This is a genomic window from Pseudoalteromonas sp. MSK9-3, assembly GCF_003590335.1.
Lineage (GTDB): Bacteria > Pseudomonadota > Gammaproteobacteria > Enterobacterales > Alteromonadaceae > Pseudoalteromonas.
Map to the genome: position 1 here is coordinate 44,731 of NZ_MIET01000027.1, position 15,413 is coordinate 60,143.

General features: G+C 39.6%; 15 protein-coding genes. 8 read left to right on the forward strand and 7 right to left on the reverse strand.

Annotation, left to right across the window (positions count from 1 at the left end):
* Window positions 1-17: 17 nt before the first annotated feature.
* On the reverse strand, window positions 18-779 hold the full coding sequence (locus BGP78_RS11425; RefSeq protein WP_119861507.1) for an AfsA-related hotdog domain-containing protein: 762 nt from the start codon (window positions 777-779) through the stop codon (window positions 18-20).
* Window positions 780-1,053: 274 nt separating this feature from the next.
* Here BGP78_RS11425 and BGP78_RS11430 point away from each other — a divergent pair, with 274 nt between their 5' ends.
* Window positions 1,054-2,274 (forward strand): MFS transporter, encoded by a 1,221-nt coding sequence (locus tag BGP78_RS11430; RefSeq protein WP_220475519.1) that lies wholly within the window; start codon window positions 1,054-1,056, stop codon window positions 2,272-2,274.
* A 56-nt stretch (window positions 2,275-2,330) separates the two neighbouring features.
* On the opposite strand, the gene BGP78_RS11435 is transcribed toward BGP78_RS11430, so the two are convergent.
* Window positions 2,331-3,200 carry a LysR family transcriptional regulator gene (locus BGP78_RS11435; RefSeq protein ID WP_119861509.1) on the reverse strand — a complete coding sequence of 290 codons (870 nt, stop codon included), beginning with the start codon at window positions 3,198-3,200 and terminating at the stop codon, window positions 2,331-2,333.
* A gap of 340 nt (window positions 3,201-3,540) precedes the next feature.
* Here BGP78_RS11435 and BGP78_RS11440 point away from each other — a divergent pair, with 340 nt between their 5' ends.
* The 5 genes from BGP78_RS11440 (at window position 3,541) to BGP78_RS11460 (ending at window position 9,512) form a co-directional block, all read left to right on the forward strand.
* On the forward strand, window positions 3,541-4,266 hold the full coding sequence (locus BGP78_RS11440) for a dienelactone hydrolase family protein (RefSeq protein ID WP_119861510.1): 726 nt from the start codon (window positions 3,541-3,543) through the stop codon (window positions 4,264-4,266).
* A 38-nt stretch (window positions 4,267-4,304) separates the two neighbouring features.
* A complete protein-coding gene (locus BGP78_RS11445; protein WP_119861511.1) occupies window positions 4,305-5,261 on the forward strand; it encodes an aldo/keto reductase in 957 nt (318 codons plus the stop codon).
* Between the two features lies 1 nt (window position 5,262).
* Window positions 5,263-6,282: an aldo/keto reductase gene (locus BGP78_RS11450; RefSeq protein ID WP_119861512.1), complete on the forward strand. Its 1,020-nt coding sequence runs from the start codon at window positions 5,263-5,265 to the stop codon at window positions 6,280-6,282.
* 273 nt (window positions 6,283-6,555) lie between these two features.
* Complete coding sequence (locus tag BGP78_RS11455; RefSeq protein ID WP_182912278.1) at window positions 6,556-8,337, forward strand: ABC transporter ATP-binding protein; 1,782 nt, start codon at window positions 6,556-6,558, stop codon at window positions 8,335-8,337.
* A gap of 116 nt (window positions 8,338-8,453) precedes the next feature.
* A complete protein-coding gene (locus tag BGP78_RS11460; protein WP_119861513.1) occupies window positions 8,454-9,512 on the forward strand; it encodes an OmpA family protein in 1,059 nt (352 codons plus the stop codon).
* 60 nt (window positions 9,513-9,572) lie between these two features.
* Here the strand turns inward: BGP78_RS11460 and BGP78_RS11465 are convergent, their stop codons facing one another.
* Complete coding sequence (locus BGP78_RS11465; RefSeq protein WP_119861514.1) at window positions 9,573-10,265, reverse strand: 4'-phosphopantetheinyl transferase; 693 nt, start codon at window positions 10,263-10,265, stop codon at window positions 9,573-9,575.
* A gap of 108 nt (window positions 10,266-10,373) precedes the next feature.
* Here BGP78_RS11465 and BGP78_RS11470 point away from each other — a divergent pair, with 108 nt between their 5' ends.
* A complete protein-coding gene (locus BGP78_RS11470; RefSeq protein ID WP_404936042.1) occupies window positions 10,374-11,261 on the forward strand; it encodes a LysR family transcriptional regulator in 888 nt (295 codons plus the stop codon).
* On the opposite strand, the gene BGP78_RS11475 is transcribed toward BGP78_RS11470, so the two are convergent.
* The 4 genes from BGP78_RS11475 to BGP78_RS11490 all read right to left on the reverse strand — a co-directional run bounded on the left by BGP78_RS11475 (window position 11,243) and on the right by BGP78_RS11490 (window position 14,751).
* The gene (locus BGP78_RS11475) at window positions 11,243-11,641 is read right to left on the reverse strand and encodes a hypothetical protein (RefSeq protein WP_119861516.1); all 399 of its coding nucleotides are present in this window, start codon (window positions 11,639-11,641) and stop codon (window positions 11,243-11,245) included. The two genes, BGP78_RS11470 and BGP78_RS11475, sit on opposite strands and share 19 nt — an antisense overlap.
* Entirely contained in the window at window positions 11,641-13,266 is a 1,626-nt protein-coding gene (locus BGP78_RS11480; RefSeq protein WP_119861517.1) for a S41 family peptidase, read from the reverse strand. Before BGP78_RS11480 ends, BGP78_RS11475 begins: the two co-directional genes overlap by 1 nt.
* A gap of 105 nt (window positions 13,267-13,371) precedes the next feature.
* Complete coding sequence (locus BGP78_RS11485) at window positions 13,372-13,989, reverse strand: endonuclease (protein ID WP_119861518.1); 618 nt, start codon at window positions 13,987-13,989, stop codon at window positions 13,372-13,374.
* 48 nt (window positions 13,990-14,037) lie between these two features.
* The gene (locus tag BGP78_RS11490; RefSeq protein WP_119861519.1) at window positions 14,038-14,751 is read right to left on the reverse strand and encodes a hypothetical protein; all 714 of its coding nucleotides are present in this window, start codon (window positions 14,749-14,751) and stop codon (window positions 14,038-14,040) included.
* A gap of 170 nt (window positions 14,752-14,921) precedes the next feature.
* Between BGP78_RS11490 and BGP78_RS11495 the strand changes: the two genes are divergently transcribed.
* On the forward strand, window positions 14,922-15,299 hold the full coding sequence (locus tag BGP78_RS11495) for a hypothetical protein (RefSeq protein WP_119861520.1): 378 nt from the start codon (window positions 14,922-14,924) through the stop codon (window positions 15,297-15,299).
* Window positions 15,300-15,413 lie beyond the last annotated feature (114 nt).

The window sequence follows — 15,413 nt, forward strand, 5'->3', positions numbered from 1 at the left end:
TCCTTATTTAGATTTTGCTAAACTAATTCTTGACTTAAATGAACAGATGCTTGCTGTTTAATAATAGATGCGACAACCTTTTGTGCTGCTCGGAGTTCTTTTTTATGAATAACTTCATATTTGAACGCGGTAAAAGTTACGGCTGTGGTTGCACACACCTTTCCGTCTTGAAGGATGTCGATAGATACATCAAATGCCATTTTGTCTTCCGTAATATTTTCTTCTAATATCGTGTATCGCACCTTGGAAGAGACCGGAAACAAAAATCGCTTGTATTTTATGTTTATATCATTGATAACAAAGTATATTTTTTCTTTATTACTTGCGAGGTAAAACTGTTCTGTTACAGAAAGAAAAGCCTGTCTTGCCGCTTCTATTAAAGCCATCCCTTGGATATGTTGCCCAGTCATATGGTCTGCAAAGAATTCATTTGCCCCATCCAGCATCAAATCTAGTTCATAGACCTTATCCATTGTACGCCTAGCAACACTAACAATGATATTTTGAAAATAGTTCTTATGAGTATTGTTTTTACTGGCTTTTACATAATTCGAATCATTTGTAAAACTAAACCGCCGAATATCTACGTTCAATGAACGTATCATTGCACGCAAATCCAATTCATTAATTCCTTGTCCAATAATTAGGTTTATATTATCCAAGTTGACCTTGTTAGATAATAATTTGCTATATAGTTCTGTCCTGGTTAGTACAGTTTCGTTATTGTCTGAGAATCCTTGGAAGATATCATCAACAATAATGTATGTATTATTCCACATGGCTTACACCTTAATTCCTTTGTGTTTATTGGTTAATTTAAAAGCACGATCATGTAGATTTTTATTGGTATTAAACTTTAGTCTGATTTTAATTGTATTCCGATTTTATTTTGTAAAATACCTTCTTTCATGAAGTGCATTGGTAGATTATTAATGTTTCAGTATTATTACAATAGCCAATATTGAAACAAGGGTTTCAATATTGGGTTGTTAATTTCCTTCTTTTAATTGCTATTATAATTGGCGTGAACATTTCAATTGTTGATGTTCATAAATGTTTATAAGTGTGATTTTAAAAAATAAAAGGAATAGGAAAATGCCATTAGCGGTATTTGCACTGGCTTTAGGGGCTTTTGCAATTTCAACAACAGAATTTGTGATTTTGGGACTTTTATTAAATGTATCTCAAGATTTTGGTATTAGTATCTCTGATGCGGGTTTTTTAGTTACCGCATATGCAATTGGTGTGGTAATAGGTGCGCCTTTATTAACTCCAATTCTAGCTCGTTACCCTCGGAAAAAGGTAATTGTTTTTCTGTTAGCACTATTTACTATTGGGAATGCAATCGCTGTTTTTGCCCCTAATTATGAAACATTGCTATTCTCTAGGGTATTTACTGCGCTAGTACATGCATCATTTTACGGCTTGTCATCTATTGTAGCTTCTCAATTGGTTTCGAAGGACAAGCAAGCGCGTGCAATGTCGATGGTATTCATGGGGGCTACAATTGCAAATATCGCCGGAGCGCCTTTAGGGACTATGATAGGTTTAGAATTTGGTTGGCGAAGTACATCGATAGCGTGTGCCATTTTAGGCTTTTTAGCAATGATAGGTATTTCATTACTAGTACCAAAGGTAAAAACAGAAAAACCGAAGAATATTGCCGCAGAGTTCCGAACTTTGTTGCAACCTCAGGTTATTCGAGCTCTTTTATTAACTCTTGTTGGTTTTGCTGGGACATTCACACTGCTTACTTATATTGCGCCATTATTAATTCAATTAACTGGTTTTGTTGAAGGCGAAATATCTATGATGTTATTTATTTTTGGTTTAGGTATGGCCATTGGTAATCCAATAGGTGGTTGGTTAACTGATAAGGATTTAAAGTTGGCATTAAATACGACCCTTGGTTTCTTGTTTGTGATATTAATTGCCATTGGCTTACTATCATCTTATATGATACCTATGTATGTATTAACCTTTCTATTTGGTGCAGCTTTATTTGCAACGATTACACCTTTACAGGTCAATGCAATGATTGCTGCTGGCGATGCACCTGTGATGGCTGCTTCATTTAATATTGCTGCTTTTAATTTAGCTAATGCACTTGCAGCAGTTATTGGTGGGTACGTTATTGACAGCAGCTTAGGGATAAACTTCTTGCCATTTGCAGCAGCATCATTTGCTCTATTGGGATTAGCTTTTGCTCTGAGTACTCAAAAGCGTTCAACTAAAAGCGAAGTAGGAGAATCTATGTCTTCAACTAGTACTTAGTTTATTGATTGTCTATATAGGGCTCTTTAATATTAGTTAGGGCCCTATTTTTTTATTTATTCGAATTCAGAAAAAATGTCACTTAAAAAGGAGATAAACCGTTTAATATGGGGAGCTTTAGCCGAGGCTTCTCGAACAACAAGCCAGATATCGACATCTCGATAAATGCCAGGTAAGTCGACATAGATAAAGTGACTGAATTGTTTAGCGACGTAGTCGGGCATAAACCCCATCCCTACTTTGTCTTCCATTGCTAAGATAACTTCAGCGAAATCTGAAACACGTAATACCTCGGTACAGTTTTCAATTTTCTGCGTTAGTTGATTAGGAAGGAATGTAGACTCTTTGTTGTGCCAACCTATGTAAGGTATACTATCACCGCTATTTAAAGGCATATCTTGATGTCGATATAATCCAATTCTAGTAGAACCTAAGCGTTTTACGATTAAAGCCCCTTTTTCAGGCCGAGAAAATCGAATTGCTAAATCCCAGTCTTCATTTGCTAAATCCACTAATGCCATTGAGGTGTCCATTTCCATTAGTATATTTGGATTGTCTTTATAGAAATTGTTTAAGTGAGGAATGATTAAATACCTCGCTATATCAGCAACTATTGAGCACCGAACCACTTTACGAATATTGTGCTCAGTAAGCCTCATTGCTTGAGATATTTCAGCAATGCTCCCATCTAGGATCTTACAATATTCTGCAAGTCGATATCCTTCTTCTGTGAATGCAATACCGTTAGTGTGTCTCCTAAATAGAGTCATGTTGAGATCAGATTCTAATTTCTCCATTCTTCGGCTTAGTGTCGATACACTTATATTCAGAATGTTAGCTGATTTTCTCATCTTGCCATATTTAGAAAATACCATATAATTATGCAGTAAATCCCAATTGATGCTTTTATTATCTTTTTCAAACATCCCTTCCACCCAACTTAGATTAAATAAGTTCACAACATATTTTTACGCCTCAATTGCAGGCTTTATTTAGCTGCTTTTAAGGTGGAGTCGTTATTCCACCTCGACCATGTAATTTCCATGTTACCAAAAGTGAGTGATTCTATCAATTTTGTGAACATGTTGTTTTTTCATTTAATTTTTTATTTGTTTTTATAATATTAATTACTTTGAACATTGTTTCATTATTGAAGTGGCCGTTGCGTTTTTAGTGGTTGTTATGGAACTTGTTAAGTGTTTTTATTATGGCCTGTTACATAAGTATTTTAATGAATAGCACTTGAATGAGGTTGATATAAATTAAATGAAAGCAAGTGATATAAATGAATTGAAAGCACTGAAAACTGTTCTACCTACAGGCTTTAGGCGCTTTAGCTTGGGAGTTGGTTGTAAGGCTAGATTATTACTTTTGCCAGATTGGCAAGGAGCAAATACACAGTATATGCAGAGAATGGCTGAGCTATATAGTCGAGCTATAAAAGCAGAGATATTTATATTTCATCCATATGAAATAAACAACCATCCTTTTCATTATAACAATGAAGGTCGAGGAGCTGTATATAATGTTCTCCATGATCGTAATTATGCTAGAAACATGATGCAAGATGCTTTAGTTCAACTAGAACATTATTGGACTAATAAAGATATTCCGTTGATTATTGTTGGCTTTTGTTTAGGTGGAACGCTGTCATTTGAGGCCGCTCGGATTGTAGATCATGCATGCTTAGTAGTATCTATTCATGGAAACCCAAGTACCGATCTAAGAATTGAACCCCAATCGACAAAAACACCTATGGTTTTTATTGATGGAGGTGCCGATCCTTTAATTCCTCGAGCAGATGTTCATTCATTCTTGTGGGAGATGCAACTCAGTAACCGTCAGTGGTTTAGTCATACGCTTGGCCAAAGTCGGCATAGTTTTACAAAAGAAGAAATTGGTACTTTGGGACCTGGTTCTGTCTACAATTTAGACTCACTGAATCTCAGTGTTGATTTAGTGACAAGCCACATTAAACAACTAGTTAATTGAAATGCTATTCAATTAACTCAAAAAATTAAGGACAATTAATGGAATATAGAAAAATTGGTCGTTCTGGACTTTACTCTAGTCTTCTTTCTATCGGGGGCTGGAAGAATTTTGGCGAGAGGTTAAGTGACACTGAATCTCAGAGGATTATTCATAGTGCAGTTGAACACGGTATTAATACATTTGATACCGCTGATGTATATGGCTGTGCAGAGGAGGCCATGGGACGTGCTTTTAAAGGAATAAATAGACATAAGCTAGTATTGAGCTCAAAGTGCTATTGGCCTATGAGTAACGACATTAATGATAAGGGACTATCCCGTAAGCATATTAGAGCGTCTGTTGAAAATAGTCTAAAAAGAATGGACACAGATCATATCGATTTGTATTTATGTCATAGGTATGATGAAAATACTCCACTTAGAGAGACGATCCGTACTTATGATGATTTAATCCGAGAAGGGAAAATTTTATATTGGGGTACGAGTGCATGGAGCGAAACACAAATAGCTAGTGCTTTTGAAATATGTCATGAAATGGGGTTTGAACCACCGATAACAGAACAAGCTGAATACTCTTTGTTGGAGAGAGAGCACGTTGAGCATAACATACAGCCACTACGTGCCAAATATGGGTTAGGGTTAATGTGTTGGAGTCCTTTGGCTTCAGGTGTACTTGCGGGGAAAAATTTAGATAATACATTGGCTCCAGAGTCCCTACTTGCTACTTATAGTAATCAACTACGCAACAAATATCTAAATGATAAAAATATAGATAAGGCGAGACGGTTACGTAAACTCAGTAAAGATATTGATGTACCTATGGCCACTTTAGCACTGTCTTGGTTGGCGGATGGTAAAGCGGTTGACAGTATTGTCGTTGGAGTTTCATCCCTTGAACAATTATACAGCAATCTGAACTCGATCGAATTCAAGCTGAATGAAGAGCTACGACAAGTTTTAAATTCTATATTCCCATCAATACCGAAGGGTGATTAATATGAAGCACATTAACTTAAAAAACATGGATGTTGCGATCCCTCGTTTAGGCTTGGGATGTATGGGGATGTCAGAGTTTTATGGTCCTGCGGTACCTCAAGATAAAGCTGTTAAGGTTATGCGTACAGCATACGAAAGTGGGGTGCGTATGTTTGATACGGCTGACTTTTATGGCAATGGAGAAAATGAACGCTTAATCGGTAGGTTTTTACGCAGTGGTATCAAAGATTTATGCGTGGCTACTAAGTGTGGGATTGTGAGAGGCCAAGAAGTTTTGGCGGATGGAAATTTTCGCCGAGAGTATAATAATTCTCCCAAATATATTAAATACTCTTGTGAGCAAAGTTTACAACGCTTGGGTGTAGAGTGTATTGACCTTTTTTACCTTCATAGGATAGACCCTACTGTACCAATTGAAGATTCTGTTGGTGCGATTTCATCCTTGATAAAGGAAGGGAAAGTGAAAGCAATCGGGTTGTCTGAAGCGAGTGTTGATACCATTGAGCGCGCAAATAGAGTGCACCCTATTAGTGCATTGCAAACCGAATATTCAATTTGGTCAAGAGGTGTTGAACAGGAAATTTTGCCAAAGTGTAGAGAGCTTGGTATTACGTTTATTGCATATTCTCCACTAGGGAGAGGAATGGTACCTAGATCGCAAGGATCGCACACATTTGACTTTGATAGTCGTGATTTTCGACTGAGTTTAGAGCGTGCAACACCTGAAAATATATATAAGAATCAATATTTATATGATTTTCTTTATGATGTTTCTACTTCTTTAAATATTTCACCTTTTCAATTGATGTTAGCTTGGCTACTGTCACAGGGAGATGATATTTTGCCAATCCCAGGTACGACAAGTGTTGAAAATGTTTTAGCTAACATAGATGCTGGAAATCTAGAGTTAGACTCAAGTATCATACAGCAGCTATCTTCGGTCTTTTCGCCTGATAACATTGCTGGTGGTCGATATACCGTTAATAAAGCTGTGGCATCCAATGCTGCAGAGATGACGTAAAACAGGTACCGTTTTTATATGCCGCATACGTCTAATGTATGCGGTTCCTCATCAGTTACCTCAAATCAAATTTATTACACTTCGCGAATTCATTCATTTATGATCTGGTAATATAATAGCTATAGATACGAATTTTTTAAAAGTAGAAATGGAACCTCTATCCTTTAATATTAAGGGGTTTAGATGGGAGCAATTTCCACTTTTCGTGTCGGTGTGTGGTAATGTGCACTGGTAAGTAGAGAAGTGAGTATAATTATTTCATATTGGAGCATTATGTCAGGAAAGTTAAGTTGGAAATGGATAAAGGTACAAGTTTTTCAGCATAAAAAGTCATTGTTCATTGCGCATATTATCGCCTTTTTTGCCGCATTGATCAGTGTGCCGATCCCATTAATGATGCCTTTGCTTGTGGATGAGGTATTACTCGGTCACCCGGGTGCAGCGATCGATTTTTTAAATCAATTTTTGCCTGCATATTGGCAGGAACCTAGTGCCTATATCATTGTGGTATTAGTTGGAGTGATGTTTATGCGCCTTGGGGCATTAGTGCTCGGAGTGTTGCAATCCCGTCAATTTACTTTTATTGGTAAAGACATCAGTTTAAAAATTCGAGAGCGATTATTAAACCATCTTCCTGAGGTTCAGTTAAAGGAGTATGAGACGCAAGGAGCTGGAGCGATCAGCTCACGATGTATTACCGATGTCGAAACCTTAGATACCTTTATTAGCCAAACTTTGTCACGGTTTTTGATTGGGTTACTGACCATTATTGGTACTGCCATTGTGTTACTTTGGATAGACTTCACTTTGGGTCTCACCATTTTATTATTAAATCCCGCTGTCATTTATTTTTCTCGGCAGTTTGGAAAAAGAATTAAACATTTAAAGAAAGATGAAAATGCCGCTTTTGAGGCATTTCAAGCATCTTTGGTCGAAACCTTGGATGCGATAGCACAGCTTAAAGCGGTACGCCGTGAAGGGGCGTATTTCTCTCAAGTTAAAGAGGCTGCAGGAGACCTTAAACATTATGCCATTCAGTCGCAGTGGAAAACAGATGCGGTTAGCCGGTTAAGTTTCACGGTGTTTTTGTTGGGCTTTGAAGTATTTAGAGCCATTGCTATGTTGATGGTGGTCTTTGCTGATTTAACGGTTGGTCAGATCTTTGCTGTGTTTGGTTACTTGTGGTTTATGATGGGGCCAGTGCAAGAGTTACTGGGTATTCAGTACGCATATTATGGTGCTTCTGCGGCATTACAGAGGCTAAATCAAGTGTTTGCATTTGAAACAGAGCGTGCAGCACCAGAAAAAAAATCGACGGTATTTGCACAACACAGCATTGATATTCGCTTTGAAAATGTAAACTTTGGCTATCACAAAGACCAATCAGTGTTAAACGATGTCTCTCTCGATATTCCAGCGGGTGAAAAAGTGGCTGTCGTCGCGGTGTCCGGTGGAGGAAAGTCTACATTGGTGCAGCTGTTATTAGGGCTTTATGAAAAGCAGTCAGGGCAAATTTATATTGCAGGCACTGCGATAGAAGAGGTTGGTTATCATACGGTGCGAGAAAACGTCGCAACCGTGCTACAGCAACCTATTTTATTTAATGCGACGGTTCGAGAAAACCTTACCATGGGTAAAGAACACACTGAAGCGCAAATGTGGCAAGCGCTAAAAGTGGCTGAACTGGCAGATACCATTCAAGCTTTAGAAGAACAGCTTGAAGCAAAAGTAGGCCGAAATGGTGTGCGTTTGTCTGGTGGTCAAAAACAGCGCTTAGCAATCGCACGAATGGTGTTAGCAGACCCCAAAGTCGTTATTCTAGATGAAGCAACCTCAGCTTTGGATATAGAAACAGAGCGTAAAGTGCATCAAAACCTACAAGCATTTCTATCAAAACGAACGACGCTCATTATTGCTCATCGATTGAGTGCGATACAGCAAGCCGATCTGATATATGTGTTAGATGATGGCACTGTATCACAATCAGGCAATCATCAAGCTTTATCACGTGAGACTGGATTATATAGTACGTTATTTGGCCGGCAATTGGGCTAAATAACTAGGATAAAATTATCTTTAAATGTTAAGTAAAGATTAAGAAATGTTCTACTATTATATAGCCAAATTCAGGGGCGATCTGCGCTCACAATAATGATATATGGGAAGAAATGATGAAACTTAAATTAATTAGTTTAGCAATTGCAATAGCTGCCGCATCTACAGCACACGCAGGGGAGCAAAAAGAAGGAATACATTTAGGTGTATTTGGTGATTATTACGACGCAAGTTGGGAAAATACACGTGGCGCTGCCGTGGGTGGTGTTGATGTAGATAACTCTACAGGCTGGGGGGCCGAGTTAGGCTACCGCTTCAATGATTATTGGAGTGCGCGATTAGAATATGCTGATATGGATTTTGATTTGTCCGGGGCTGGATCTGGTTCTCAAGACGGTGAACGTTATGGTATTGACGGACTATATCACTTTGATGGTGGTCCATTTTATGGTTTGTTTGGTTTCAAATCTATAGAGGCATTTGAAAGTAATACGTTTGCTAATATCGGTGCGGGTTATCGTCATCACTTTAATGATAACTTATTCGTCAATGCTGAAACATCCATCTATCAAGGTCTTGAGCGTAGTTATATTGATGTTGGGGCCAAATTGGGCATAAACTACTTCTTTGGCACTGCGAAGCCGGCTGCAAAGGTAGAACCAGCACCAGCACCAGCACCTACTCCAGCGCCCGTAGCGCAAGCAAAAGATTCAGATAAAGACGGCGTATTAGACACGCGAGATAAGTGCGCGGATACGCCAATGGCGGATGCGGTTGATACTTACGGTTGCACTAAATATGTTGAAAAAGATGCAACGGTAAAACTGTTGGTTCGTTTCCCTCATAATAACTCTGCGGTATCGTCAGATTATTTAAGCGACATAGAGGACGTTGTTACTTTCTTACAACAACATAGTGATGCGTCAGTTGTATTAGAAGGCCATGCATCGATTGTTGGTGAAGCAAAATATAATCAGTGGCTATCTAAAAAGCGTGCAGATAAAGTTGCGAAACAATTGATTAAGAAAGGGATAGATGCTCAGCGTATTTCAACGATTGGGTATGGTGAAGAACGCTTGCTCAATACGGCAAATACATTAGCTGCACATGCTGAAAACCGCCGCGTAGAAGCGTCAATCGCTGTTACTGAACGTGTAAAAGTAAAGCGTAATTAGTAGTCGATTTATCGTTATAAAAACCAGCCTCTGATAGGCTGGTTTTTTTGTTGTGGTCTTTTATTTATATTCGCACTCAGTAAATACTAAATTCTTACTCAATTGATATCGTACTGTGATTTGTTTACCCACAGGGAGCTGAGCTGATAGTGGCTCGACAATCACAAAGCTCAGTTCACGGCTGGTAAAATTAATGAGCTTAACGGCATCGAACCCAAAAAATTTACCGACACTTGGATACAGTGCTTTATAAATACTTTCTTTGGCAGAAAAAACCAGTGTTAGTGGGTTTGCGATAGTTAATGAGAGCGAACTAAAAGTGCTATTTTCTTCTGGGTGTAATATTTGCGTTTGTAACTTTTTTTCTTGTTCATCACCCATAAAGCGTTCGACATCAATACCAAGACCCTTGATTCCTGTATCGCGAGAGCACATGGCAATGGCAATACCTTGGGTATGAGTAATACTGCCTTTAACCTCTTGAGGCCATATTGGTGCGCGATCTTCTCCACTGAGAATTTGGACATCGGCAATATCAATGCGCTGCAAGGCATGTTTGGCGCAGATACGACCAGCTAAAAACTCAGCTTTACGCTTGGTGACTGCGTTATTCAGTTTGGCTGGAAAATCGATTTTATGCGTTGTAAATTGGCTGTCAGTATAATGCTCATTAGTAAAGGTACAGCTATAAAAGGCATAGGGGAGTTGTGGTGTAAAAGTTAAGTCCTGAGGATAACTACATAGGGTATCCATATCGAATAATGTTCCTAAATTAATGAGCACTGATATTTTTCAGTGTGATATCGCAACAAAGTGCATGAGAATGTACCATATTTGGTGATTAAATGAATAGTGGTCGAGATAATGGATAAGATTGGGGATTGGCAAGATATTCATATTGCTTACATCGTAGCAAAGCAAGGCACTTTGACTGCAGCGGCAAAGGTATTAAATATTCACCATAGCACTGTGCTCAGGCGTGTTGAGCAATTGGAGCAACAGTTAAATACACGGTTATTTCACCGCCATGCTCGTGGCTATAAAGTCACAGAGGCTGGTGGTAAGTTATTACGGGTGGGCAAGGAAATCGATGAGGTGCTGGGGAAGCTGCAGCATTCAATTACCGCTGCCGATGCCACATTACAGGGGCGTTTATTGTTAACTACAGTAAGTGGAGCGATGGAAATGTTAAGCCCTGCGTGTTTGCAATTTCAACAACGTTATCCATCAGTCCAACTCGAAATAATATTAAAACAACAAAAGTTACGGCTAGATCATGGACAAGCTCACGTTGCGATCCGGGCTGGAGAAAAGCCGACAGATCCTGATTATGTTGTGCAGCCACTTTGTTCACGCCGAGCAGGCTTGTATGCATCGGATGAGTATGTAGCTCGGTATGGCCTACCAAACTCTGTTGCAGAGTTGCCAAATCACTATTTTGTAGGAGGTGTCACTGGCTTTAATGAAACGGTGCCGTATTTCTCATGGGTAGATAAATCTATCGACTCAAAACAAGTAGGTGTGAGGGTCTCAGAGACAGCCGAGGCTACAAGAGCAATATATCATGGGCTAGGCATTGGTGGGATGCAGCATGCTATAGCCAAGCGCACTACGAATATGCAGCCAATACTAGAAAATGAGTTATATTGGCAGCTAGATTTTTGGCTCGTTACCCATGTGTCAGTCCACCGTACAGCTAAGGTACAAGCGTTATGTCAGGTATTTAAACACTACTTTTCAGCGGAATAAGTAGGGCGACACTTAACATGTTCTAATGGCACGTAGTTTTGTGTTTTTGGAAAGTACAAAACACATAAGTCGCCCCGTTTTTGTAGCTCGAATCGAGCGACACTTTCTTTGTTTGTAACATAAATAGGGCTTTCTAAGGGACCGGCAAGGTTTGAAATTTGCTCTATCAATAACGAACTATTAGTTGAAAAAACATCGTCAGCTAGGCGAGGAGCAACGCCGCCTTTTAATTGTACGATGGCACTTTGTAGTTCCGCTTTCATCATTGCCGTTGGATGGTCTATGGTTGCAAGAGTTGGTGCGGGTGGCGCTGTTTGCTCACACCCGACACTACAAAATAGTATGCTTAGTAGCCACATTTTGCGTTGTGATTTGCGCATCACTTTGGCTCTACAATATCAGTAAATAATGTGCCATTGTTTGCGGAATTTTGCGGAATCTCTAGGGCAACTCCCGCGCTGATGTAATCTGATATTTCATAATTTGAAGGGCGACTTTGCACGACCTCGGGGCAGTTACCTGTTTTGATATGCTCGAGTGCTGCTTTTAACTGCCCCTCAAGTGGATCCCCAAGCGTATGAGCGAAGTCATCATTGACAGCGCAGCCGCTAACATTACTCGTTAGGCCGAGCTCACCCGTATTCCCCGCAGCGTCAACCGGGGTAAATCCGTCGGAATACGCCCCAAAGTTTTTTGCGTTAGCACTGGTGAACTGAATAGTGTAATAGACTTGACCACAGTTTGGGGCTGGTGAAAAACCATAAGGTTTGCCGCAGGTCGGAGTACCAATTAAAACCACATTTAAATCAATGCCGCGAAGCCCATTAATAATGAGCTCACTGGCAGAGCAGGTGCTTGCGGTACTGAGAATGTATACGGTGTTTAAACTGGTACTCGGTAAAATAGTATCGGTATATTGTAGGGTATCCCAATTAATTTCTTGGTTCCTAAACGTGACATTTCGGTTGTTCGCCGACAGCTTGTCATTGTATATCGTCTGACTAAATACTTTGGGGCTGCTCGTCTGTGTATCGGTATTATTGGGTCCTGCGATCATATAGCCTAACTGGGCGGCCATATCGACTAATCCACCACCGTTATAACGCATGTCTAGTACTAAGGCCTCTGCTCCCGCACTTTGAAATTGTTTAAATGCGCTAATAAGGCCACTTTGCCCAGCACTAATGAATTGATTAAATTGTACATAGCCGACCGTTTTACCGTTTACATTAAATGTTTGCGCGTTTTGCACTGGTGTTAATGCAATATCGCCTGCTGTGACGGTTGCAACAACTGGCTCAGATTGGCCTTCACGTGCGAGCGTAAATGTGTGGGTACTGCCACTTGTTGGATTTAAACCCAGCAAGAGTGCTTCTGTATCACTTGAGTTGATACTAACCCCATTAATGGCGGTGATTGTGTCACCGCGTTTAAATCCCGCAATTTCTGCCGGTGAATTATCTTGTGTATATGCGACTCGATATACTCTGGGTGGTGTACTGCTAATTGTCGACCAGCGGACGCCAAACCCTGATGATACACCTGACTGTGATTCTTTTTTATAATCTTCGTAGCTTTGAGTGAAATGAAAGTTGTCTTTTTTATTCCCAGATGGTGTCGTTTGGAAGGTTTTTAAAACATCAAAGTATTGCGCCACACTCTCAGCGTCACTTGGGTTAGTGTCTGCAACTTCGTCATACCATAGATATGTTTCATGGGTTAAAGAACGTAGCCACATTTTTTCATGCGCGACATTGCCTTGTTTGTCTGGGTAAGCTGTGTTTTCAAAAGGGTCCAATCCTGTTCGGGGGTTGGCGCAATAATTTGCAAAAGTCTCTGCTGGCTGAAACTGGGCAGCTTGCCAAGTAGTATCAGGCGGTGTTGCACCATTTGTTGCATTATTGCTTGTGTTTGTACTACTGCCACCACCTCCACCACATCCGGTTAATAATATTATTGAAATACCTAATATTGAGGTGATAGGTGTGGTAGTACGAGTGAACATTGACAATTCCTCTAATGGATATGAACAGCTTCATGTATAGAAATTAGCAACTAATATGCACAATAGCAACTGTATTAGCCTGCAGATAAGCCGTTACATTTTAGTTTAGAGAGATAACCAATAATTGAAAAGCTTGGTCTGTTTTGCGGAAATTTTCAGCTGGTATGTGTCTCTCATGTAAAAATAGGCTTGAGCTATGTCTTTTCTGGCTGATTTAGGTGGATGAATGATGCGTTTTTTAAAATTGATTCTCACTTGGCATTGTCCGTGTTGCAATGGAGTATGCGGTAAGGGCCCAAAGCGATAGTTTGACCGGTCGCCGTTTATTTCACCTATTGCCGGTGCAAGATTACGTATGTCCGCTTCCATTTTTCTAAATAATGAACTGGTTTTTCTGCAGTTTTTTCGGCCGCCATGCTGCCAGCATTGTAGTTGATGACCAAACTCCCAAGCAGAGACAATATGTTCCCACTCAATACGCGTTGTTCTGCTATTTATTTTACCTGCATGGGTGACTGGGCGACGAGGAACATACCCACAAGAGCGAGCATCGGGGCTGAGCTTTTTGCCTGTTTTTATAATTTTACAGCCACAGTAAAGTGTTCGTTGGTCTTTCGTTATGGTTTTTGTGAGGTATCTCTTGGCTTGATAAAAGCTGTTAAACTCTTTTGCATGGCTAGGTAAAGCCAATAAAGTCGCATATAACACAATAATAAAGTACATTTCTCTCACAGTATGTGGACATCAGAAATGCAATTATATCAATAAAGGTTATGGCAGTTGATTGCTTATTTTTCTTTTACGCCAAGGAGGAGATTGTAGCAGTAGTAGTATTCCTGAAAGGCAAAATAACACACTAAACGAGGCAAAACTAATTAGTAGTGGGTTATTGAAGTCATCCCGTTCGTCATAATCCATAATGTGAAGCATCCAAAAAAAGTCAAAGATACGCCATATGTGACTTCTTACCGTAAGCACTTCTCCGCTTTGTGCATTGAGGTATATCGTGGTGTTTTGCCAGTCGTTAAAGCTAACTTGCCATATATTTTCCCGATAACCTATTTCTCGTGGCCCCACATCGAGTAACTGAATGTGTTCAGGTTGGCCAATACCTAAATAGTGAAGAGTGGCTTGTTGTGTGATTTCTTTTTTAGCGGGTGGGTTAAATTGCTTTCCTGTAATACCATCAAACCACAGAGTTTGCTCACCCTTGACCTTGATTATCGGGGTATCAAGAAAGTGAATAAACGAAATATGCGATACGGTTGGGACTTTTTTGGTTATGTAATTCAAATCAGCCGGGTAGTTTAAAGCTGAAAAAGGTGAATCAATCTGGCGTTTAGCTAAGTGCTTACCGTGTACTTTATCTAGAGGGATTGCACTCATCACTAGTCCACCGAGTAGCCACGCAAATATCTGAGTTGCGAGTAGGTACCCTAACCATTTATGCACTTTGCGTGCGGGTCTTAACCAGCGTTTGTTCATGACTATGTGAGTTTTAGTATAAAAGAGGCACAGTTTACTATTTTTCCGCCTGCTGTCACTGCGTTAAATTGTCGCAGTGTGAGTTTGTTATAGCCAGCATGATGTTACTTGGTTACACTTTACTATGTAGCTACGTTCATCATCATATTACATAAGGTAAATCAGAAAACATGTCAGACATTCAGTTCTTAAATGTAGACCTCGAGTTAGAATCTAAACATGACATAAGCGCATTAATTAATGATTTGAAAAAGAATGCCATGATTTTGCATTATGACAAAGACGAATACCGTCAATTGGCAAGAATTGAAGCAAATGCTGACGTGACGAGCCCAGATAAAGCAATTAATCATTTATGTGAATTGATAGAATCTTGTACTAAAGCTGGATTGAAGCAATGGTTATCTTGTTCAAAGCGTACCTTTGATATAGGTTTTAATTCAGGCACTTCGCCTAAATGCTATTCGCAAGCATTGCATGCGGATACGCTATTGCGTATTTCAGCTATTGGTGCAGGGATGGAAATCACACTTTACCCAATTGAATAACGGCGTATCACTTGAGTAGGTCTAGCTCTTTGCTAGACCTTTAACTCTATTTCCCTTCGCATTAGAATCTATATTTTAACCACCTGATTTAAATCTATTTAATTTATTGCTTTA